We start from the raw sequence: 22,117 nt of genomic DNA, 5'->3' as shown, positions 1-22,117 counted from the left end.
ATGCAGATCGAGGGCATGGCCGCCCTTGCCACACCCATAACCGAGGAGGTTCAGCCGCTACAGATTACACCCAAGGCCGCCTGAAAATGCAGCCCGATGGCCAGCACCGAAATTACACCACATTGACGGACGTGACCCAGGCCCGGCATGACGGATAGGGCAATCGGCCAATCTCCCCCGTTGAGCCGCGCGGGAAAGCCGCCTACATCATCGCCATGGCCGCCACTGCCTCCATCGCCGAATTGAATGACCGCGCCCGCGACGTGTTTCGCATGGTGGTGGACAGCTATCTGGGCACCGGACTGCCGGTGGGGTCGCGCACGATCAGCAAGATGGGGCTCAGCCTCTCGGCCGCCTCGATCCGCAATGTGATGCAGGATCTGGAGGAACTGGGCCTGCTCGCCGCGCCGCACACCTCGGCCGGGCGGATGCCGACCGAGACCGGGCTGCGGCTGTTCGTCGATGGGATGATGCAGGCGGCCGAGCCGTCGGTCGAGGAGCGCCGCGCGATCGAGGCGGGGTTGGCCGAGGGCGGGTCGATCGAGGAGGCGCTGTCGGCGGCGACGGCGACGCTGTCGGGCCTGTCCGCCTGTGCCGGCATCGTCATGGTGCCCCGGCGCGAGCCGGTGCTGCGCCAGTTCGGCTTCGTGCCGCTGAATGATCGGCAGGCGCTGGCCGTGCTGGTCGGTCAGGATGGATCGATCGAGAATCGCGTGCTCGACCTGCCGCGCGGGGTGACGCCATCGATGCTGAACGAGGCGGCCAATTTCATGTCGGCGCGCTTTGGCGGGCTGACCCTGCGCCAGGCCGGCGACCTGCTGGCGCGCGAGATGGAGCAGGAGCGCTCCACGCTGGAGGGCGCGGCGCGCGAACTGGTGACGCGCGGCATCGCGATCTGGAGCCATGACGCCGATGACCGTCCCGTGCTGATCGTGCGGGGGCAGGCGCATCTGATCGACGATGGCACCGCCGCCGACCTCGACCGGGTACGGCAATTGTTGGAGCAGCTGGAAGGCAAGCAGGAGATTTCGCGCCTGCTGGAGAGCGCGCTGGCGGGCAGCGCGACCAAAATCTTCATCGGTTCGGAAAACAAGCTCTTTTCCCTTTCGGGTTCATCGGTCATAGCCGCCCCCTATCGCGGCGGGGACGGCCGGGTCGTCGGTGTGGTCGGCGTGATCGGCCCCACGCGCTTGAACTATGCCCGAGTGATCCCCATGGTGGATTTCACCGCACAGACGCTGTCGAGATTGATGAGATGAGCGAAGACAAGCAGACTATCGAAAATACCGAAACCCTGGACCAGCTGCCCGAGGAGGAGACCCCCGTGGACGCCCCTGAAAACGCCAATGCCGAGCGTATCGCAGCGCTGGAAGCCGAGCTGGAAACGGCCAAGCAGGACATTCTCTACGCCCATGCCGATACGCAGAATGTGCGGCGCCGGCTGGAGAAGGAACTGGCCGACGCGCGCGCCTATGCCGCGACCAGCTTCGCCCGCGACATGCTGTCGGTGGCCGACAATCTGGGCCGGGCGCTGGCCGCCATCCCCGCCGATCTGCGCGAGGACGACAAGTTCAAGGGGCTGGTGACGGGCCTGGAAGCCACCGGCCGCGAGTTGGAGGCGGTGTTCGGCCGCAACGGCATCACCAAGATCGAATCGGTCGGCCAGCCGCTTGACCCGAACAAGCATCAGGCGGTGATGGAACTGCCGTCGGCGGACGCCGAGCCGGGCACCGTGCTGGTGGAAATGCAGGCCGGCTACAGCATCAAGGACCGCTTGCTGCGCCCCGCCATGGTCAGCGTGGCGAAGAAGCCGGACTGACAAATATCCGCCCCGTTCGGGCTGGATCGGTCAGGGTCCCCCGTGGGGCCGCGAATGCACCGAATCCTTGCCCGAACGGAGGCCCTTTTGCTGCACGACCTGAACCTCACCACCGACCGTCCGACCTTTGTCACCCATCTGGAATGTTCGCTGACCGGCGAGCGTTATGAGGCGGATCGGCTGCATGGGCTGTCGGCGGCGGGCAAGCCGCTGCTGGTGCGCTATGATCTGGACGGCGTGCGGGCCACGCTGACCAAGGAGGCGCTCAGCAGCCGGCCGATGGACCTGTGGCGCTGGCGCGAATTGCTGCCGGTGCGGCAGACATCCAACATCGTGAGTCTGGGCGAGAATGCGACGCCGCTCATTCCGCTGCCGCGCACGGCAAAGCGGCTGGGCGGGGCGCAACTGCTCGCCAAGGATGAGGGGCGGTTGCCGACGGCCTCGTTCAAGGCGCGGGGCCTGGTGATGGCGGTCTCCATGGCCAAGGAACTGGGCGTGACCCAGGTGGCGATGCCGACCAACGGCAATGCCGGCGCGGCGTTGGCCGCCTATGCGGCGGTCGCCGGCATGGAGTCGGTGATCTTCTGCCCGGCCGACACGCCCGAAGTGAATGTACGCGAGATCGCGGCGCAGGGCGCGCGGGTCTATCGCGTCAACGGCTATATCGATGATTGCGGTGCGATCGTCGGCCAGGGCGTCAAGGAACGCGGCTGGTTCGATTTCTCGACGCTCAAGGAGCCCTATCGGATCGAGGGCAAGAAGACGATGGGGCTGGAACTGGCCGAACAGCTCGGCTGGGAACTGCCCGACGCGATCTTCTATCCCACCGGCGGCGGCACCGGCCTGATCGGCATGTGGAAGGCGTTCGATGAGCTGGAGAAGATCGGCTTCATCGGATCGAAGCGGCCCAAGATGTTTGCGGTACAGGCTGAAGGCTGCGCGCCGATGGTCCGCGCCTTCGAGCAGGGCGTGGAATTTGCCGAACGCTGGGAGGATGCGCAGACCATCGCCATGGGCATTCGCGTGCCCAAGGCGGTGGGCGACTTCCTGATCCTGCGCGCGGTGCGGGAAAGCGGCGGCGCGGCGCTGGCGGTGTCGGACGCGGCGATCGCAGCGGCGGTGCGCGACGTGGCGCGCGACGACGGGCTGCTGCTCTGTCCCGAGGGTGGGGCGACGCTGGCGGCCTACAGCCGAGCGCTGGACGAGGGGCTGATCGGGCGGGATGACCGCGCGGTGCTGTTCAATTGCGCCAGCGGCCTCAAATATCCGCTGGAGGACCAGAGCCGCACGCTTGACCGGCACGCGCCGATCGATTTCGCGTCGCTCTGATGGCCTTAACGGGCGGGCCGTGGCCCGCCCGCTTATCATCAGAAGCGATAATCCCAGCCCAGGGTGAAGAGCCGCCCGCGACCGGCGAAGAAGGCCAGATTGTCGTTGGGCAGGCGCGTGTCGCTATTATAGTCGATATAGAATTTATCGAACAGATTCTGGACGCTGAGATAGACGCCGCCCAGTGATGCGGTGTCGTAGCGGAGATAGGCGTCGGTGACCGCATAGCCGCCGAAATTGTTGCGCCGGTCCGGGTTCGCCTTGCCATGGAAATTGCGCGACAGATAATATTGGGTCTGCAGCCGCGCCGAGATGGCGCCATGGCGATAGTCGGCGGCGACGTTCAGGCGATCGGGCGAGATGTTGGTGCCGTCCAGATCGGTATCGACGATGCCGTCGGGATTGGCGCTGTCGCTGTCATAGCGGCCCTTGAGATGGGCATAGCCGGTGGAGAGCTTGAGCCCCGGCAGCGGCGTCTGCACGCCCAGGTTGATTTCCAGCCCTTCGATCTCGACCCGCTGGCGCTGCACGGTGAAGATGCCGTCACCCTGTGCGATCAGGATCTGGCCCTTGTCGCTGGATGACCAGAAATAGGTGGCGCTGGCGTCGATCGGGCCGCGCTTCACCTCCAGCCCGATCTCGCGGTTGTTGGAGACGATCGGGCTGATGTCGAGGTAATCGTCGAGGTCGACGCCCGCGACGCCGATCGACCGGGTGACGCGGCCGACATCGGGCATGGTGAAGCCCTCGGCATAGCTGGCATAGGCACGAATGCCGTCAAGCGGTTCGAAGATGAGGCCGCCGTTCAGCAGCGCGTCGGAGAATTTGGGCTTGCCGCCCGCGACATCGACGCCGCCATAATTGGGCGCGGTGGTGGAGGCGAGGGTGTGGAAATCGTCGATCTTCACCTGCACATTTTCCCAGCGCACGCCGCCGGCGACGCGGACCAGCCCGTCGGCGATCTTGAGATTGGCCTGGGCGAAGGGGGCGATGGAACGGAAGTCGCTGGGCGGCACCCAGGTGCGGCCGGTAACCATCAGCCGCTGTTCCGTCTTGTCGAACAGGACGTCGAGGCCGACCGTGGTGGTCAGCGCTTCGAAGCCGGGCAGGGCGCGTTCATAGCTGATCTTGCCGCCAATCTTGCGCGACCGGTTCTGCGACTGGTCGAACAGGGTGCCGACCGGCGCGATGCTGGGATCCTGGAAGGTCGCGATCGCGGCGAACTCGCCGCCGAAAATGTCGCGGCTGCGGTTGAAGAAAAGCTGGGTGACGAGGTTGCCGCCGGCGACATCGCTGTCGGTATAGGAGAGGGACGCGCTTTCGGTGCGGTTCGATCCCGGCGTGCCGGGGGCGTCGCCCTTGACCGCGGTGGTGGGGAGGCCGTTGGCGCGGCTGCCGGCGAGCGGGACATAGTCGCCATCGCCCTTCAGCTCATAGCGATTGAGGATGAGGTCGAGCCGGCCGGTATCGCCGACGGCATAGCCCAGTCGCGCGAAGATATCGGTGGTCTGCGACGCCTGGGTCTCGCCCTGGGTCAGGTTGATGCCGATGCGGCGGTTGCGCGCGTCGTAGAAGGCGCCGCGCTTTTCATAGGAGGCGCCGACCGTGGCATCGAAAGCGCCAGCCTTATACTGGACCAGCCCGGCCGCCTTGCCACCGAAGCCGTCACCGTCGAAATCGTCGCTGGCCGATCCCTGCACCAGCACCCGGCCACTGATGCCCTCCTGCTTGGGCGCGCCGACCGTCACCTGGTTGACGATGCCGCCAGTGCCGCCAATCCCCTGCAAGGCGTTGGAGCCATAGATGAGTTCGACCCGGTCGATGAAGAAGCCGTCGATGGTGAAGCCGTCGCGGCTGCCGTCACGCAGCGGAGTCGACTGGGGGATGCCGTTGATGGCGTAGAGCGGCGAGCGGCCGCGCAGCGTTTCGCCCGCGCCCGACAGCTTGCCGCGGGTCGGCGAGAAGCTGGGGGTGAGGGTGGAGATGGCATCGGTGACCGAGCCGGAGATCGCGATCTGCTGGTCCAGCATCTGCTTGTCGATCAGGTCGATCGTCAGCGGCAGCGCATTGGGCGGCAGGATCGAGCGGGCCGCGGTGACGACGATCGATTCGGCGCCCTTGGTGTCAACGTCGGCCTCGGGCTGCTGCGCCATGGCTGGCGATGCGAGGGCGATGGTCAGCGCCGCCAGCGCGATTGCAGAGTGACGAATTTCGATATGATGCAGCATCGCGATCCCCTGATCCATGTTGGGCAGGGCTGCTAACGACAATCGATCGCAAGAACAATCACATTCTGCATAATGCTTATGCTCTGAGGAGATAAGCCAGATTTTCCGGCGTTTCGGGTGGGTGTCTCTATCATAAGATGCATAAAGATATATCTTATGCATTGACGTTGGTGAATTTTAAGATATATCACAATGCATCATGAAGCATTTTGAAAGAGAGAATATGCATTTTTCCCATTCCGATCGCGGCGCTGGGCGCCGGGGTTGCCGGCCGGGCCGGCACATGGATGACGCCATGGCCGATCGCGGTTTCGACCCGCGCGGCTTGGGCCATCATGGCGGGCGCGGCCGTGGCCGCTTCTTCGGACCGGGCGGCTTTGGTCCCGAGGGGTTTGGACGCGGTTTCGGCGGTGGTCGGGCCGGGGGCCGGGGCGGTCCGTTCGGTGAAGACGGCTTTGGTGACGGTCCCTTCGGCGGTGGCCGGGGCGGGCGTGGCGGCGGGCGCCGGCGGCTGTTCGGCAATGATGCGCTCAAGCTCATCCTGCTCAAGCTGATCGCCGATGCGCCGCGCCACGGCTATGACCTGATCCGCGAGATCGAGAGCCTGTCGGGGTCGGTCTATGCGCCCAGTCCGGGCGTCGTCTATCCGACCCTGACCCTGCTGGCCGACATGGACCTGATCGCCGAGCAGCCTGGCGAAGGCAGCCGCAAGCTGTTCGCCATCACCGACGCGGGCACGGCCCATCTGGCTGAGCATGAGGCCGGCGTTGCCGAGGTGATGGAGAAGCTGGCGCATCTGGCCCGCAAGGCCGAACGTAATGATGCTGCGCCGGTGCGCCGCGCGCTGCAGAATATGCGAGTGGCGATCCAGCATCGGCTTGAAAAGGAAGGCGCCGATTCCCAAACCATGTTCGACGTCGCGGCCCTGATCGATGAGGCCGCCAGCAAGATCGAAAGGCTCTGATCCCATGACGCTGACCGCCACCGTGCCGACCACCCATGGCAGCCGTTACCTGCAGCAGCTGTGCAAGCATTGGAGCCACAAGTTCGAGACCAGCTTCGACGCGGACAAGGGCGAGATCGCCTTTCCGATGGGGCCGATCCACCTGAGTGCCGATGCCGAGCTGCTGACCGTGGTGCTGGAACCCAATGCGGACGCCGATGTCGAGAAGTTCAAGCAGGTCGTCGCCGACCATCTCGACCGCTTCGCCTTCCGCGAGGCGCCCTTGCCCTTCAACTGGGCCTGAGAGCCTGTTTGAAAAATCGCGAAAGAGCGATTTTTCAGCGCGGTTCCAGCCCGCTCCCCCACACAACCGCCCGACAGGATGACACTGGATCGGGTGGTTGGGCGGGGGAGCGGGCTGGTACCGGCTTTCTCAAACAGTCTCTGACATGCGAAAGGGGCCGGGTCTGCACGGCTCGGCCCCTTCCCTGGTAAGCTCCATGAGGACCGGCAACCCCGGTCCTTCTTTGTGTCAGCTATCGGTCTTGGCGCGCATGGCGGCCATGCGGGCGTTGGTCGCCTGCACGTCGGCGGCGGTGACAATACCGTCCTTGTCGGCATCCTGCTCGGCAAAGGCACGCGCGCCCGATGCGTCATATTCGGCCTGAGCCATCTTGCCGTCCTTGTCCTTGTCGAGCACGCCGAAGCGGACATGGGCCTGGCGGATCTGGCGCTGGCGCTCCTCGGTCTTCTTCTCTTCGGTCAGGCTCGATTGGGCGAGCTGCTTTTCGAGGCGGGCGGCATATTCGCCGACATATTCATCCTCCGACACCCAGCCATCGCCATTGGCATCGGTCGCCTTGAAGCGGGTGACGCGCACGGCGTCGAACTCGGCGCGGTCGACCTTGCCGTCATGGTTGCTGTCATAGTCGTGGACGAAGGCGCCGCCTTCATGCGGGGCGGCGAAGGCGGGCGTGCCGGCGGCGGCAACGACGGCGGCGATCAGGATGGAACGGGTGTTCATGGTGTGTCTCCGGAATATCAGGCGGCGTCGAACGCCAGCGTGTAGGTGTAGCTGCGATAGGGTGTTTCCGACCCGGCCGGCGCGGCGCCGCGATGGCGGACCAGGATCAGGTAGGTGCCGGCATCGTCCGGCTTCAGGCTGAAGCGGCCCTGTGCGTCGCTCTTGGTCTCGGTCGCGACCTTGCGGCCGTCATGCACGCCGGCGCTGCGGAACAGGGTGACCTGCGTGGCGGGCAGGGGCTTGCCGTCGAACAGCAGCACGAAGCTGGCGTCGCTGCCCGACACGATGGCGTTGGGATGGGTGACCGGCTGGATTTCGAGGCCCGTGCCGACCGGCTTGAGCGCGGCCTGCGTCGTCTGGCCGCGGGTGACATAGGCGTCGGCGAGCGTCATGCTCTGCACCTCGACCTCCTGCGTGCCGGGCTTGGGATCGCCGCCTTCGCCGCGCATCTGCCATGTGTCGCCGACGCGGAACATCTTGCCCTTGCGCCCGGCGCGCTGGCCGGTGGTGATGCGATAGGTGCCGTCCGCCTTCAGATCTGCCTCGAACACCGACAGGTCACGCAGATAGGTGACCGGACCGGTCGTCGCCTGGCTGCCGTCCGGCGCGACCAGGTGGAAGGGGGCGTCGCGCATCGCGACTTCGGGGACGAAGGCGTCCTCGGCAAAGGCCGAGGTGACGGTGACATGATCGGCCTTTCCGGCGTCGAACAGGGTCGGCAGCACATAGGGCATATGCGCCTGGGCAGCGGTGGCGCTGGCCAATAGCAGCACAGGCAAGGCGGCGGCGAACAGGGCGTTCACCGGGCGGCGATGGTTGGACAATGGGGTTCCCCTTGGTTTCGTTACGCTCCTCTATAATATATAGTGAGAATCACTTGCAATAGCATTTAATGCGGGTAGAGAGCGGCCAACCCGGCGCGTGATGCGCCGCAACAATGATACGGGGGCATTTTTCATGACCAAGTCCAAGACCCTGCTGCTGGGCACCGCGCTGATCGCACTGCCGCTGCCGGCAATGGCCCAGGAGCAGAGCGACGACATTGCGGTCGCGAGCGATTCGCAGTTCGCGCTCGACCGGATGATCATCTCCGCAGGTGTCGAGAAGGTCGCGCTGGACACGCCGCAGGCGGTGACCGCGCTGGACCAGGAGGATATCGACCAGCTGCAGGCGACGACGATCGGCGACCTGCTGGAAGGCATGCCGGGCGTCAATGTGCAGGGCGGCGTCGGCCAGCTGGGCCAGGGCTTCAACATTCGCGGCATGGGCACGGCGATCGGCGACAGCGACAACCGCATCCTGATGACGGTCGATGGCGTCACCAAATTCTACGAACAATATCGCATGGGCGCCTTCTTCAGCGAGCCCGAACTCTACAAGCGGGTCGAGGTGCTGCGCGGCCCGGCATCCTCCACCCTCTATGGCGCTGGCGCGCTGGCGGGCGTGATCAACTTCACCACCAAGGATGCGTCGGACTTCCTGCGCGACGGCGACAAGCTGGCCGTGCGGTTGAAGGGCGCGACCGAAACCAATGCGCAGGGCCATACCCTGTCGGGCATCGTCGCGACCGAGCCGGTCGACGGCGTCGAACTGCTGGGCAGCTATAATTATCGCCGCACCGACGATTACAAGAGCGGCAATGGCGACACCGTCGCTGCCTCCGCCACCGAATCCGACAGCTGGCTGGTCAAGGGGCGGGTCGCGATCGGCGGCAACAAGAAGCATGCGATCTGGGCGTCCTACCAGGACTGGATCAGCGACGCGCCGCAGGTCTATGACCAGATTTCGGCCGCCACCGGCAGCTCGCTGATGCGCCGCCGGGTCCACGACAAGACCGCCGTGCTGGGCTATGTGAACGACTTCGACGGCAGCAAATTCTTCAATGTCGAGGCGCAGGTCGCCTATTCGCTGTCCAAGGTCCACCAGACCGAGACCACCTTCCTGGGCGCGAACCTGGAATATTCCGATTTCTCCTATGAAAGCTGGCAGGCCAAGGTCCAGAATACCAGCGAGTTCGCCATGGGCGGCGACTGGACGACCTTCCTGATCCTGGGCGGCCAGTGGAGCACGCAGGAACGGCGCAACCCGCGCGTCAATTTCGACGGTACGGTGACGCCGGGCGCGGGCACCCATCCCGAAGGCGACATGGACCGTTATGGCCTGTTCGGTCAGCTGGAGATCGTCTGGTCCGACAAGCTGACCATCATGCCGGGCGTGCGCGTCGACTGGACCCGACTGACGCCGGGCGACACGGTGGTCGGCGGCACTGTCCTGACCGACAAGGTGAAGGATAGCGGCGTGTCGCCCAAGCTCGCCGCGCTCTACAATTTCACGCCCTGGTTCGGTCTGTTCGGGTCGGTCGCGCGCACCGTGCGCATGCCCAATATCGACGAAATCTTCACCCGCAGCGCAACCCGGCCGAACAATCCGGACCTGAAGCCCGAGAAGTCGGACAATTATGAAGCCGGCTTCACTTTGTCCTTCGACGATATGCTGGGCAAGAATGACCGCTTCCGTGCGAAGACCACCCTGTTCCAGAACGACGTCAAGGATCTGATCGTCAACGTCTCGGCAGCGGCGGGCACGCCCTATTTCCAGAATATCAACCGGTCGCGCTTCAAGGGCATCGAGCTGGAAGCTGAATATGGCATTGGCGGCTTCTATGCGCGCGGCAATGCCAGCTTCATCGATGGCAAGAACCGGCTGACCGGCGATTATCTCAACACCATCCCGGCGAACGACTATCGCCTGACGCTGGGCTATAATGATGTGGCGAGCGGCCTGTCGGGCGGCTGGACCGGCGAATTTGCCGAGCGGCAGGACAAGGTGACGCCGGGCAGCTTTGCCTCGGCCGGGTCGGGCCTGGCGACGCCGGGCTACAGCGTCCACAACCTGTTCTTCGCCTTCAAGCCGCAGGGTGGCGTGGCCAAGGGCTTCGAATTCCGCATCGCCATGGATAATATCTTCGACAAGCAATATCGCCGCCATCTGTCGTCGCTCGCCGCCGAGGGACAGAGCTTCCGCTTCACCGTGGCGAATACCTTCTGACGCCATGACGGGCGTGCGGCGTCCCTTTCGCGTCACGGGGCCGGCGGCGGCCTCGCTCGGGATCAACGCGCTGCTGATCGCGGCGCTGCTGAACCTGGGCATGGGCCGCGCGCCGAAGCGCGAGGAGGGGGCTGCACTGACCGTCATGTCGCTGGCGGCGCTGAAAGGCGTAGAGCAGGGGGCGGAGCAGGCCGAGGCGGCGGAGGCGACGGCGCAGCCCGAAGCCCCGGTGCCGACGCAGGCGCCGCCGCCCACGCCGGTCAGCCCGCCGCAGCCGGTGCCACCGCCGATGGTGGCGATCCCTTCCGCATTGTCGCTGTCCGTCGCGGTGGCGCCGGCTGCTGCGTCCACGCCGGGGGCCGCAGCGGCGCCATCGTCGCAGCCTGCGGCCAGGGCGGCGCCGGTCATGGCCGCCAGCGCCGGCGCGCCGCCGGCCCGGCGCGGCATTGCCGACGGGCTGGACGCCAACGCCCCGGCCGGCAACAGCCGCGCCTATGCCGCGCGGGTGCGTTCCTGGCTCTATGCCCATAAAATTTATCCCCGCCGCGCCAAGATGCGGCATGAGGAAGGGGTGGTGAAGGTCCGCTTCGTGATCGACCGTGCCGGCATGCTGATCGAAGGGCGGGTGATCAGCAGTTCCGGCCGCGCCTCGCTCGACGAGGAAGCCGCCGCCATGCTGCACCGCGCCTCGCCCTATCCCAAGGCCCCGTCCGACATATCCGGCGACCGCATCGAATTCACCGCGCCGGTGGAGTTCGTGCTGCCGGTGTAGCGGGGGGATGGTCTGAAAGCGAGCAGAAGCGGGCCTTGCCTTTTCCCATCCTCACTATTCTTGTCTGCGGCTCCGCGCGAAACGATCCCGTGCAGCGATGCGAAGAGGCGGGCGAAAGCAATGGTCGGAGCTGTCTCGGCATCAATCGCCCACTCATCCCGGCAGCCAATATGACTGATCGATAGCGCCATATTGCGCCCCGACGCACATTTTGCATCAGTTCGTTTCCGAATCGTTGCATTTGCAAATCAATCGCATTAAGGCGCCGCCCCAACATCCAGGGCGCCATGTTCAGGGCATGGCGAAATATGGGGGAAGTGCCTTATGTCCTTTGCATCGAAGAAGAATTTCGTCCGCTACGGCGCGGCGTCGATCGCTGCCTGCTTGCTGCTGGCTACCACCAGCGCCCAGGCCCAGGCGCTCGCGGACGAGCCTGATGCAAACGCGCCCGCCCCGGACTCGATCGTCGTTACCGGCCAGAATGAGACCAACGGCCTCAACCTCACCGCCCGCGAAACGCCCCAGTCGGTCACCAGCCTCGACAGCCTGCGCATGCAGGAACAGGGGCTGACCGACATTTCCGAAGTGATGCAGCAGATCGTCGGCATCCACACCAACCGCTCCAGCGCGCTCGGCACCGACGGCACCAACTATACCGCGCGCGGCTTTGCGGTGCAGAATTATCTGGTCGACGGCGTTGCCCGCCCGTCGAATATCTATGGCTTCACCGAAGATACCGCCGACATGATCGCCTATGACCGGATCGAGGTGATCCGCGGTTCGGCCGGCATGATGACCGGCACCGGCGAGCCGTCGGCGGCGATCAACATGATTCGCAAGCGCCCCGGCGCGGATCTCAGCGCCACGGTCGCGGCAACCATCGGCTCCTGGGACAAGTACCGGCTGGAAGGCGATATCGGCGGCGCGCTGACCGCCAGCGGCCATATCCGCGCCCGCGTCGCCGGTGCCTGGCAGGATAATGACACCTTCATCGACCGCGAACATGCCAAGCGCCAGGCGCTTTATGGCGTGATCGAGGCCGATCTTGGCCCCAGCACCCTGCTGACCGCCGGCATTGAATATCAGAATTTCCGCAACGAAGGTGCCTCGCGCGGCGGCGTGCCGCTCTTCTTCACCGACGGCACGAAGACTGATTTTGCCCGCTCCACCAATGGCGGTGCCAACTGGTCCGACTTCCGCCGCAAGAGCGTCAACATCTTCGCCTCGATCGCCCATGATTTCGACGCCAACTGGCATCTGCAGGTCGATGCCGAGCACAAGTCCGGCTCCTATGACGAGACGATCGGCTATTATTTCGGCACCGCGATCGACAAGGAAACCGGCGATGGCGGCACCTTCTACGCCACCCGCTGGGCGTCGGACCTGACGCTCGACGCGGTCTATGCCAATCTGCGCGGCGCGTTCGAGGCACTGGGCCAGGAACAGCATGTCGCCCTGACCCTGAGCCACACCCGTTTCGACGATGACCAGACGCCCTATCCCGGCTGGTGGGGCGGCAGCGACTATATGTATCCGATCAATGCCTATAGCTATTTCCCGACCGGTGACGTCGCCAAGCCCGACCTGACGCCTTCGGGCGGCACCGCCGGCAACCGGATCGAGACCAGTTCGATTGCCGGCGTCGCCCGGCTGAAGCCGATCGCCCCGCTCTCGATCATCGCCGGCGGCCGCCTCACCTGGTGGAAGCAGGACAGCTATGCGCAGGATGTCACCGGCCCCAAGGTCTGGACCCCCGTGGTCGATGAAAAGGCGGTCTTCACCCCCTATGCCGGGCTGGTGCTGGACTTTACCAAGACCCTCTCGGCCTATGTCAGCTATGCCAGCGTGTTCACGCCGCAAACCGCGCGCACGGTCGATGGCGACGTCATCGCCCCGCTCGAAGGCAATACCTATGAAGCGGGCCTCAAGGCCGACTTCCTCGATGGCCGCCTCAGCGCCACCGCCGCCGTGTTCAAGATGCAGCAGGACAATTATGCCCTGGCCGACGGCCCCGGCATCTTCGCGCCCGATGGCAGCACCGCCTATCATGCGGTGTCGGGCATGAAGTCGTCGGGCTTCGAACTGGAGGTGAAGGGCGAAATTCTGCCCGGCTGGCGCATCGCTGGCGGCTTTGCCAACGCCCGAGCGGAGGATCGCGACGGCGTGCGCCAGATGCCGCAGATCGCCAAGAACAGCTTCAAGATGTTCAGTGCCTATACGCTGCCGGGCCAGTTCAGCGCGCTGACGATCGGTGGCAATGTCGAGTGGCAGGGCAAGACCACGGCCGATGGCGAAGGACCGAACGGCGAAACCTACAGCCAGGGCAGCCTGGCGGTGGTCGACCTGCTCGCGAATTATCGCTTCACCGACCATCTCTCGCTGTCAGTCCATGTCGAGAATATTTTCGACAAGACCTATTATTCCGGCCTCTATCTCGGCAGCGCCCGCTACGGCGAACCCCGCGCGGTGAAGTTCACCCTGCGCGGCACGCTGTAAGGGGCAGGGAGCGCCGCCTTCACCCGGCTTGTCCCCCTGCTGGCGGGACAAGCCGGGTGCTTAAGGCTGGTTCAGCCCTTGGCCTTGGTGGCGGCGATATAGGCCTGGACCTGTTCGCCCAGCACGTCGAGCGGCAGGGCGCCATTGGCCAGCACCACTTCATGGAAGTCGCGAATGTCGAACTTGGGGCCCAGCGCCTGCTCGGTTTCCTTGCGCAACTGGGCGATGCGGATCTGGCCGATCATGTAGCTGGTCGCCTGGCCCGGATTGTTGATGTAGCGATCGACTTCCTTGACGATGTCGCGTTCCGACAGGGGCGCATTGTCGCGGAAATACTGGATCGCCTGTTCGCGCGTCCAGCGCTTGGCGTGCATGCCGGTGTCGGTGACCAGGCGGATCGCGCGCCACATCTGCAGCGAGAGCATGCCGAATTCCGAATAGGGATCCTGATAGGCGCCCATTTCCTTGGCCAGGCGCTCGCTATAGAGGCCCCAGCCTTCGGTATAGGCGCCATAATAGCCGAAGCGGCGGAATTTGGGCAGGTCGGGCAGTTCCTGCGCACGCGCGATCTGGAAATGATGGCCCGGCGCGCCTTCATGATGGGCGATCGCCGCGACCTGCGGCTTCTGCACCTGATTCATGTCGGCGAGGTTGACGTAGAAGATGCCGGGGCGCGATCCGTCCGGCGCGGGCTGGTTGTAGAAGGCGACCGAGGCGGTTTCCTGCCGCCAGGCCTCGACCGCGCGCACCTCCAGCTTCGCCTTGGACAGGACGCGGAAGAAGCGCGGCGCGGCGTCCATGGTCTGGGCGATGGCGGCGCGGGCGTCCGCCAGATAGGCTTCGCGACCGGCGGCATCATTGGGATATTTGAACTTGGGATCGGTGCGCAGCGCCTGGAAGAAATCGGTCAGCGATCCGGCAAAGCCGATCCGCGCCTTCACCGCCTCCATCTCCGCCCGGATCGCCTTCACCTGGTCCAGGCCGATCTGATGGATCTGGTCGGCGTTGAGGCTGGTGGTGGTGTAGAAGGCGAGGCGGGCATTATAATAGGCCTCGCCGCCCGGCAGGCTCCAGGCACCGTCATTGCCCTTGGCCTTGGGCTCGATCGCATCGAGCGCGGCGAACAGGGTCTGAAAGCCCTTGGCGAAGGGGCCGGTCAGCGCGACCTGTGCGTCGGCGATCAGCTTTGCCTTCTCCGCGTCCGATGCCTTGAGCGCGCGGACCTTCTTCTTGAAATCGGCGAATAGGGTCGAGTCCGGCCCCTGATCGAAGGGCGCGCCGCTGATCACTTTCTTGGCGTCGGCGCGGGCAGGGGCGAACACCATCTTGGGCGGGACGATGCCCTGTGCGGCCTGGTCGCGCATCTTGGTCGCGACCTCGTTCATCACCCGCTCGCTGTCGCGCAGGCGGGCGATATAGGCCTGGGCATCGGCGACGCTGTCGACGCGATGCTCGTTGATTAGGAAGACCGGGATGTTGCCCGCGGGGCTGCCATTGGTGGACACGGGGAAGGCATATTTGGCGAAGGGCGCCTGCTGCTTGGCTGTCGCCACCTGTGCCTCGAACAGGCGATAGCTGAGGCGCGCGGAGGGGCCGAGCCGTTCGGGCGAGAAGCGGCGATGCAATTCGGCCAACTGCTGTTCCTGCAGCGCCAGGCTGCGGGCGTCGGCCCGTTCGCTATAATCGTCCAGCTTGCCATAGTCGGTCTTGAGGCCAAGGCTGGTCATCGATTCCGGGCTGAGCGCCAGTTGCTGGTCGAACGCTTGGTCGAGGAAGGCGAGCAGCGCCTTGTCTTCCTGTGCGGTCGCCGATGCGGGCGCCGTGGTTGGGGCTTGGGCCAGGATCGGAGCGGAGGCGCCAAGGGCAAGGAGCAGCGCGAGCGAGATACGGACGGTCATGGCAATTCCTGTCGCGAATAGGGATGCGGAGGAGAGACAGGGGCGCGGGCGCCAAGTCAAGCCGGGCCTTGCGAAAGCGATCGCTTTTCCGGGGCTTGGGCGGCCGTCCTTGAAGCCTCTGGACAGGCCGTGCCTTTCTGCCATCTATTTTGCGCGCGACAATCAAAGGTTGAGCGGGGGGGTAGGGCGATGGCGATCAGTCTCAAGGTCAATGGACAGACGCGCACGGTGGAGGCCGATCCGGCCAAGCCGCTGCTGTGGGCGCTGCGCGAGGATCTGGACATGGTCGGCACCAAGTTCGGCTGTGGCGCGGGGCTGTGCGGCGCCTGCACGGTGCATATCGAGGGCAGCCCGGCGCGCGCCTGCCAGACGCCGATCGGCGAGGCGCAGGGCATGGCGATCACCACCATCGAGGCGGTGGTGCAGAGCGAGGCGGGCAAGCGGATATCGGATGCCTGGGTGAAGCTGGACGTGCCGCAATGCGGCTATTGCCAGGCGGGGCAGATCATGAGCGCGACCGCGCTGCTGGCGACCACGCCCGATCCGAATGACGAGGATATTGACGCGGCGATGATGGGCAATCTCTGCCGTTGCTCCACCTATGTCCGGATCCGCGCCGCGATCAAGGACGCGGCCAGGGCGGGAGCGAAGGCATGAACGCGCCGATCCTGTCGCGCCGCCGCTTCCTCAGCGCCTCGCTGGTCGCGGGCGGTGGCTTGCTGTTCGACCTCAACATCCCACTGGCCGGCGCGGCCGAGAGCGCGCCGCAGATATTGACCGCCTTCGTGCGCATCCTGCCCGACAATCGCGTCATCATCGGCGCGAAAAATGCCGAGATCGGGCAGGGGGCCAAGACGATGCTGCCGATGCTGATCGCCGAGGAGCTGGACGTCGACTGGGCGCAGGTGACGATCGAGCAGACCCATGCCGACCAGAAGATATTCGGCGGGCAGACGGCCGGGGGCAGTCGCACGACGCCGCGCGAATGGCTGCCGACGCGCAAGGCTGGTGCGGCAGCGCGCGCGATGCTGGTCGCGGCGGCGGCGCAGATATGGGGCGTGGCGCCCGCGACGCTGAAGACCGGCAGCGGCAAGGTGAGCGATCCGGCGTCGGGCAGGAGCATCAGCTATGCCGCGCTCGCCGCCGTCGCCGCGCAGCAGCCCGCGCCCGATCCGGCGACATTGACGCTGAAGGATCCCAGGGATTTCCGCATCATCGGCCAGTCGATCGGCGGCGTGGATACGCCCGCGATCGTGGCGGGCAAGCCATTGTTCGGGATCGATTTCAAGCTGCCCGGCATGCTTTACGCGGTGCTGGAAACCTGCCCGGCCTTTGGCGGGACGTTCCAATCGGCCAATCTGGACGAAGTGAAGGCACTGCCCGGCGTGGCCCATGTGCTGACGATCAAGGGCGATGGCACGCCGGAATCCTTGTTCGACGGCGTCGCCATCCTGTCGTCAAGCTGGTGGAGCGCCAATCAGGCGCGCGAGGCGCTGAAGATCGAATGGGACATGAGCGCGGTCAGCGGCTTTTCAACCGAGACCTATGCGGCGCAGGCAGCCGAACGGCTGAAGGGCAAGGCGGATGGCGACATCGTCCGCGCCGGTGATGTGGATGCCGCCTTTGCCGGGGCGGCAAGGATGGTCAGCGCGCAATATGATTATCCCTTCCTGGCGCATGGCACGCTGGAGCCGCAGAATTGCACCGCCCTGTTTAAGGATGGCGCGATCGAGATCTGGGCGCCGACGCAGAATCCGGAAAGCGGGCGCGGGCTGGTGGCCAAGGCGCTGAACCTGCCGCCGGACAAGATCCGCATCAACTTCACCCGCATCGGCGGCGGTTTCGGCCGGCGGCTGATGAACGACTATATGGTGCAGGCGGCGGCGATCGCGGCGCAAGTGCCGGGCGTGCCGGTGAAGCTGCTGTTCAACCGGCAGCAGGATATGCAGCGCGATTTCTATCGCCCGGCGGGCTGGCACGGCTTCCGTGCGGCGCTGGACAAGGCGGGCAAGCTGACCGCCTTCCACGATCATTTCGTGACCTTCGGCAAGGACGGCAAGCCGGTGCGCTCGGCCGAGATGCCGGCGAGCGAAATCCCCGCCGGCCTGATTGATACGGTGCTGCTGGAACAGAGTTTCCTCGCCACCAACATGCCGACTGGCTGGCTGCGCGCGCCCGGCTCCAACGCGCTGGCCTTCGTCACCCAGGCCTTCCTGGACGAAGTGGCGCAGGCGGCGGGCAAGGATCTGCCGACGCTGATGCTGGAATTGCTGGGCGAGCCGCGCGAATTGCCGCGCGGCCCCAATGCGCCGCCCTTCGTCACCGGCCGCGCCAGGGGCGTGATCGAGAAGGTGGTGGCGATGAGCGGCTGGGCCGATCGCGGGAAATTGCCCAAGGGGCGGGGAAAGGGCTTTGCCTTTTATTACAGCCATATGGGCTATTTCGCCGAGGTGCTGGAGGTGGCGCTGGTCGATGGCATGCCAAAGGTCGCAACCGTGTGGGTTGCGGGCGATATCGGCAGCCAGATCATCAACCCGATGAATGCGCTGCACCAGGCGCAGGGATCGGTGATCGAGGGGCTGGGGCAGGCGCTGGCCGGGCAGAAGATCACGCAGGTGGCCGGTGCGGTGGAACAGGCCAATTTCGACACCCATCCGCTGCAGCGCATCCCCGATACGCCGCAGATCATCGTCGAGTTCGTGAAGACCGATTATCCGCCGACCGGCATGGGCGAACCGGCGCTGCCGCCGGTGATCCCGGCGCTGGTCAATGCGCTGCACGCCGCGACCGGCAAGCGCATCCGCACCCTGCCGATCGTGCCGGAGATGTTCGCCTGAACCCTGTTTTCCAACCCCTCTTTACTTGGCCTGAAAAATCTTGATGATCGTCAAGAATCTGATGGCGGATCGACATGGCGTCATCCGTCATGCCGGTCAGAGGGGCAAAAAAGTCCCTGCCTGAGATTGGGTCGCGTCCAGGGCAAAAGACCGGACGCCAAAGGGGGACATCAGGGTGAAGCAGCTTCCGGTGAAGTTCGGTCTGTTGGCGTTGCTCTCTGCGTCGGTCGTGCTCGCGCAGGCCGATGGCGGTCCCGACGGCGCGACGATGAAGGAGACGGAGGAGGGCATCCCCGTCACCGATCCGCTGGTCCGGGAAAAATGCGGTAGCTGTCACGCGCCCGATGCCAAGGGCAACCTGTCCCGCATCAGCTGGGTGCGCACCACGCCGGAGGGCTGGGCGCAGGCGATCAAGCGGATGGTGCGGCTGAACGGTCTGGGGATCACCCCCGAGGAATCGCGCGCGGTCATCAAGTCGCTGTCCGCCTCGCACGGGCTGGCGCCGGAGGAGGCGCGGCCGGTCATGTATCTGCCGGAAAAGCGGATCGTCGACGAAGTGCTGCCTAATGAGACGATGCGCGGCGCCTGCGCCAGTTGTCACGCCTTTGCCCAGCCCTTGTCCTGGCGCCGGTCGAAGCTGGAATGGAAGACGCTGCAGGATCTGCATGTCGCGCTCTATTCGCAGGCCGACGCCCAATATCGCCGCCCGGCCGAGGATAGCGAGCAGCCCGCCGGCCGCGACCCCAAGGACAAGATGACGCGCGGCGAATATGCGCTGACCTATCTGCCCAAGGTGGCGGGGCTGCATACGCCCGAATGGGCCGCCTGGAGCTCGCGCCTGCGCGCGCCGCGGCTGGCGGGCGACTGGCTGGTGGTGGCGTCGGTGCCGGGGCAGGGCCGCTTCGTCGGCACGATGACGGTGGCGCCCGGTGCGGCCGCTGACGAGTTCAAGACCAGTGCGTCGCTCACCTCGCTCACCAACGGCGCGACCATCAGCCGCAGCGGCACGGGCCTTGTCTATTCCGGCTATAGCTGGCGCGGCTCCTCCAAGGGCGGCGCGGCGCCGGGGAAACCCGATGATCTGGGCAGTCCGGCGCGCGAGACGATGTGGTTCGCGCCCGACCAGCAGCGCGCCGAAGGACGCTGGTTCTGGGGCGAATATCAGGAATTCGGCTATGACGTGAAACTGGTCCGCGCGACCGCCGCGCCCGCGATCCTGGCGGTGACGCCGGGCGCGGTGAAGGCCGGGGCGAAGGGCGTCGACGTCACCATCTGGGGCCATAATCTGCCGGCCTCGCTGACGGCGGCGGATGTCGATCTGGGCGCGGGCGTTACCGTCAGCAAGATCGTGTCGGCGACGCCGGGCAAGGCGGTGCTGAGCGTCGATGTCGCGGCGAGCGCCCCCGCCGGCCAGCGCGATGTCGGCATTGGCGGCGCGGTGCTGGAAAAGGCGTTCCCGGTCTATCGCAAGGTCGATTATCTCAAGGTCACGCCGGAAACGAGCCTGGCCCGGCTGGGCGGCACCAAGTTTGCCAAGGGATACCAGCAGTTCGAGGCGATCGGTTATGACAATGGCCTGGATGGCAAGCCCAGTACCGGCGACGATGTCGCGATCGGCCCGGTCGATGCGATCTGGTCGATGCAGGAATTCATGTCGGTCTATTATGATGACGACATGAAATATGTGGGCGCTTTGAGCCCGACCGCCTTCTTCACGCCGGGGCTGGAAGGCCCCAATCCCGAACGCCGGTTCAGCCGCAACAATTATGGCGAGGTCTGGGTCGTCGCCACGGCGAAGGGTGAGAAGGACAAGTTCGGCAAGCCCCTGAGCGCCCGGTCCTATCTGGTCGTGACCGTGCCCATGTATCAGCGCTTCGACCAGCCGGAGGTGTCGCGATGACCGTCATGCAGGCCCCCGCCTATCGCCGCGCCGAATATCATGGCTTTGCCGCCGGCGGCAGCGACTTCGTCTATCTGGTGAGCGCCGGCGCCATCTTCGAGATCGACGCGCAGGTGCGCGATGTGCTGGACCGGATCGACGGTCAGGCATTGGGCCATGCCGCGCTGGTCCGCGAACTGGCGGGCGAAGACGGCGACCTGGCCGAAGCTGAGGCCCTGGTGCGGGAATTGCGCGCGGTGCAGCTCATCCATCTGGGCGCGGCGCCGCTATCCGTGCCCGAAGCGCCGCCGGCCGATTTTCCGCTCCAGGCGCTGGTGCTCAACATCACCAACCAGTGCAACCTTGCCTGCACCTATTGCTATGAATTTGGCGCGGACAAGATCGCGACCCCGGCCGGCAAGCCCAAATATATGACGCTGGAAACGGCCAGGGCATCGGTCGACCTGCTGATCGCCGAGGCGGCCCATCGTCCGTCGGTCCACATCACCTTCTTCGGCGGCGAAACCTTGATGAATTTCAAGCTTCTGCGCGATGTGGTGGACTATGCCAATGGCGCGACGGCGGCGGCGGGCAAGGGGATCACCTACAGCCTGACCACCAATGCGACCTTGCTGACGCCAGAGATCGTCACCTTCCTGTCGGACAATCGGGTCGGCGTCACCGTGTCGATGGACGGCCCGCCCGAACTGCAGGACAAGCATCGCGTCTACAAGAATGGCAAGGGCAGCTATGCGGTGATCGAGCCGCGGCTGCGCACGCTGATCGCCCATCACCGCACCCGCGCCGTCACCGCCCGCGTCACCCTGACCGAGGGCGTGACCGATGTCGTGCGCATCTTCCGCCATCTGAAGGATGATCTGGGTTTTCACGAAGTCGGCTTCGCGCCGGTGACCACGGGGGAAACGCGGGCCTATTCGATCGATGCCGACGGCATGGACTACGTACTGGCGCAGTTCAACCTGCTGGCACAGGAATGGCTGGAATATGCGCTGCGCGGGCAGGTCCATGGCTTCACCAATGTCAGCGAGACGATCAGCGAGCTGATTTCGGGCGTCAACAAATCGCATCCCTGCGGCGCGGGCATGGGGCTGATGGGGGTCAGCCCGTCGGGCGACCTGTCGCCCCGCCACCGCTTCACCGACGCCGACACCCATGTGATGGGCCATGTGTCGAGCGGCATCGACCGGGCCAAGCAGGGCGATTTCCTGAGCCGGGGCCATGTCGGCGCCAAATATGATTGCCAGAGCTGCTGGGCGCGGCCGCTCTGCGCCGGGGGCTGCCACCATGAGGCGTTCGTCCGCTATGGCGACACCGGCCACGCCAATCTCCATTATTGCGACTGGATCCGGCAATGGACCGACACCTGCCTGCATATCTATGGCGAGCTGGCGGTGAAGAACCCCGGCTTTCTGGAGCATTTCGCTGAACGAAAGGGGCTGTCATGAAGCATCTTCGTGCCATCAACAAAAAGGCGCGGCGGATCGACGACGCCGTGACGCAGATGGAGGCGGCGATCGAGGCCGCTGCTGCGTCGGGCACCACGCCATCCGACATGGAGGAGGATGTCGTCGCCCTGCAACAGGCGCCGCGTCCGCATGTGCCGATGGGTTGCACCCTGTCCTTCTCGCCCGGCTGGGAAGTGGATGCGGGCGGCGGGACGGCGGGGCTGTGCCAGCCGGTCGAGCGCGACATTTATGACTGCTACGTCACTTGCTTCTGGCCGGTGCAGGTGCCCGACCATGTGAATTATTCGCCCGACTGGGCCAGCAACTGCGCCACCGCGACCAAGGACTGGCGCAATCTCGACCTGGTATTCCCATGAG

Annotated in this window: 17 protein-coding genes; 13 read left to right on the top strand and 4 right to left on the bottom strand. The window is 65.4% G+C overall.

Going from position 1 to position 22,117, the window contains the following annotated elements; translation table 11 throughout:
* Positions 1–215: 215 nt before the first annotated feature.
* The 3 genes from hrcA to AC13EK_RS03285 all read left to right on the top strand — a co-directional run bounded on the left by hrcA (position 216) and on the right by AC13EK_RS03285 (position 3,148).
* Entirely contained in the window at positions 216–1,259 is a 1,044-nt protein-coding gene (hrcA, locus tag AC13EK_RS03295; RefSeq protein ID WP_069337749.1) for a heat-inducible transcriptional repressor HrcA, read from the top strand.
* Positions 1,256–1,819, top strand: a complete 564-nt coding sequence (gene grpE / locus AC13EK_RS03290; RefSeq protein WP_004210939.1) for a nucleotide exchange factor GrpE — start codon at positions 1,256–1,258, stop codon at positions 1,817–1,819. The genes hrcA and grpE overlap by 4 nt, the downstream gene beginning before the upstream one ends.
* A gap of 87 nt (positions 1,820–1,906) precedes the next feature.
* Positions 1,907–3,148, top strand: coding sequence for a threonine synthase (locus AC13EK_RS03285; protein WP_069337748.1), 1,242 nt, complete (start codon positions 1,907–1,909; stop codon positions 3,146–3,148).
* 38 nt (positions 3,149–3,186) lie between these two features.
* Here the strand turns inward: AC13EK_RS03285 and AC13EK_RS03280 are convergent, their stop codons facing one another.
* Positions 3,187–5,376 carry a TonB-dependent receptor gene (locus AC13EK_RS03280; RefSeq protein ID WP_069337750.1) on the bottom strand — a complete coding sequence of 730 codons (2,190 nt, stop codon included), beginning with the start codon at positions 5,374–5,376 and terminating at the stop codon, positions 3,187–3,189.
* 283 nt (positions 5,377–5,659) lie between these two features.
* Here AC13EK_RS03280 and AC13EK_RS03275 point away from each other — a divergent pair, with 283 nt between their 5' ends.
* Both AC13EK_RS03275 and AC13EK_RS03270 read left to right on the top strand, forming a co-directional pair.
* A complete protein-coding gene (locus AC13EK_RS03275) occupies positions 5,660–6,340 on the top strand; it encodes a PadR family transcriptional regulator (protein ID WP_483022021.1) in 681 nt (226 codons plus the stop codon).
* Between the two features lie 4 nt (positions 6,341–6,344).
* The gene (locus AC13EK_RS03270) at positions 6,345–6,623 is read left to right on the top strand and encodes a DUF2218 domain-containing protein (RefSeq protein WP_004210943.1); all 279 of its coding nucleotides are present in this window, start codon (positions 6,345–6,347) and stop codon (positions 6,621–6,623) included.
* Positions 6,624–6,851: 228 nt separating this feature from the next.
* Here the strand turns inward: AC13EK_RS03270 and AC13EK_RS03265 are convergent, their stop codons facing one another.
* Positions 6,852–7,343, bottom strand: coding sequence for an EF-hand domain-containing protein (locus AC13EK_RS03265; RefSeq protein ID WP_069337746.1), 492 nt, complete (start codon positions 7,341–7,343; stop codon positions 6,852–6,854).
* A gap of 17 nt (positions 7,344–7,360) precedes the next feature.
* Positions 7,361–8,167, bottom strand: a complete 807-nt coding sequence (locus AC13EK_RS03260; protein ID WP_069337745.1) for a DUF4198 domain-containing protein — start codon at positions 8,165–8,167, stop codon at positions 7,361–7,363.
* Positions 8,168–8,300: 133 nt separating this feature from the next.
* Between AC13EK_RS03260 and AC13EK_RS03255 the strand changes: the two genes are divergently transcribed.
* From AC13EK_RS03255 to AC13EK_RS03245, 3 genes are all read left to right on the top strand, one after another.
* A complete protein-coding gene (locus AC13EK_RS03255) occupies positions 8,301–10,391 on the top strand; it encodes a TonB-dependent receptor domain-containing protein (protein WP_234792428.1) in 2,091 nt (696 codons plus the stop codon).
* 4 nt (positions 10,392–10,395) lie between these two features.
* On the top strand, positions 10,396–11,163 hold the full coding sequence (locus AC13EK_RS03250; RefSeq protein WP_277788441.1) for an energy transducer TonB: 768 nt from the start codon (positions 10,396–10,398) through the stop codon (positions 11,161–11,163).
* Positions 11,164–11,487: 324 nt separating this feature from the next.
* A complete protein-coding gene (locus AC13EK_RS03245) occupies positions 11,488–13,659 on the top strand; it encodes a TonB-dependent siderophore receptor (protein WP_069337739.1) in 2,172 nt (723 codons plus the stop codon).
* Positions 13,660–13,730: 71 nt separating this feature from the next.
* Here AC13EK_RS03245 and AC13EK_RS03240 read toward each other — a convergent pair whose 3' ends face one another.
* The gene (locus tag AC13EK_RS03240) at positions 13,731–15,557 is read right to left on the bottom strand and encodes a DUF885 domain-containing protein (protein WP_483022020.1); all 1,827 of its coding nucleotides are present in this window, start codon (positions 15,555–15,557) and stop codon (positions 13,731–13,733) included.
* A gap of 189 nt (positions 15,558–15,746) precedes the next feature.
* Between AC13EK_RS03240 and AC13EK_RS03235 the strand changes: the two genes are divergently transcribed.
* The 5 genes from AC13EK_RS03235 (at position 15,747) to qhpC (ending at position 22,116) form a co-directional block, all read left to right on the top strand.
* Positions 15,747–16,214 carry a (2Fe-2S)-binding protein gene (locus AC13EK_RS03235; protein WP_069337737.1) on the top strand — a complete coding sequence of 156 codons (468 nt, stop codon included), beginning with the start codon at positions 15,747–15,749 and terminating at the stop codon, positions 16,212–16,214.
* Positions 16,211–18,394, top strand: coding sequence for a xanthine dehydrogenase family protein molybdopterin-binding subunit (locus tag AC13EK_RS03230; protein ID WP_069337736.1), 2,184 nt, complete (start codon positions 16,211–16,213; stop codon positions 18,392–18,394). Before AC13EK_RS03235 ends, AC13EK_RS03230 begins: the two co-directional genes overlap by 4 nt.
* 175 nt (positions 18,395–18,569) lie before the next feature.
* Positions 18,570–20,294 (top strand): quinohemoprotein amine dehydrogenase subunit alpha, encoded by a 1,725-nt coding sequence (gene peaA / locus AC13EK_RS03225; protein WP_069337735.1) that lies wholly within the window; start codon positions 18,570–18,572, stop codon positions 20,292–20,294.
* Complete coding sequence (gene peaB, locus AC13EK_RS03220) at positions 20,291–21,739, top strand: quinohemoprotein amine dehydrogenase maturation protein (protein ID WP_483022019.1); 1,449 nt, start codon at positions 20,291–20,293, stop codon at positions 21,737–21,739. The genes peaA and peaB overlap by 4 nt, the downstream gene beginning before the upstream one ends.
* Complete coding sequence (gene qhpC / locus AC13EK_RS03215) at positions 21,736–22,116, top strand: quinohemoprotein amine dehydrogenase subunit gamma (RefSeq protein ID WP_004210958.1); 381 nt, start codon at positions 21,736–21,738, stop codon at positions 22,114–22,116. The genes peaB and qhpC overlap by 4 nt, the downstream gene beginning before the upstream one ends.
* Position 22,117 lies beyond the last annotated feature (1 nt).

Source organism: Sphingobium sp. L-44, assembly GCF_056859495.1.
The sequence above is the reverse complement of the archived record's forward strand: the minus strand, read 5'-3'. Positions and strand labels throughout refer to the sequence as shown.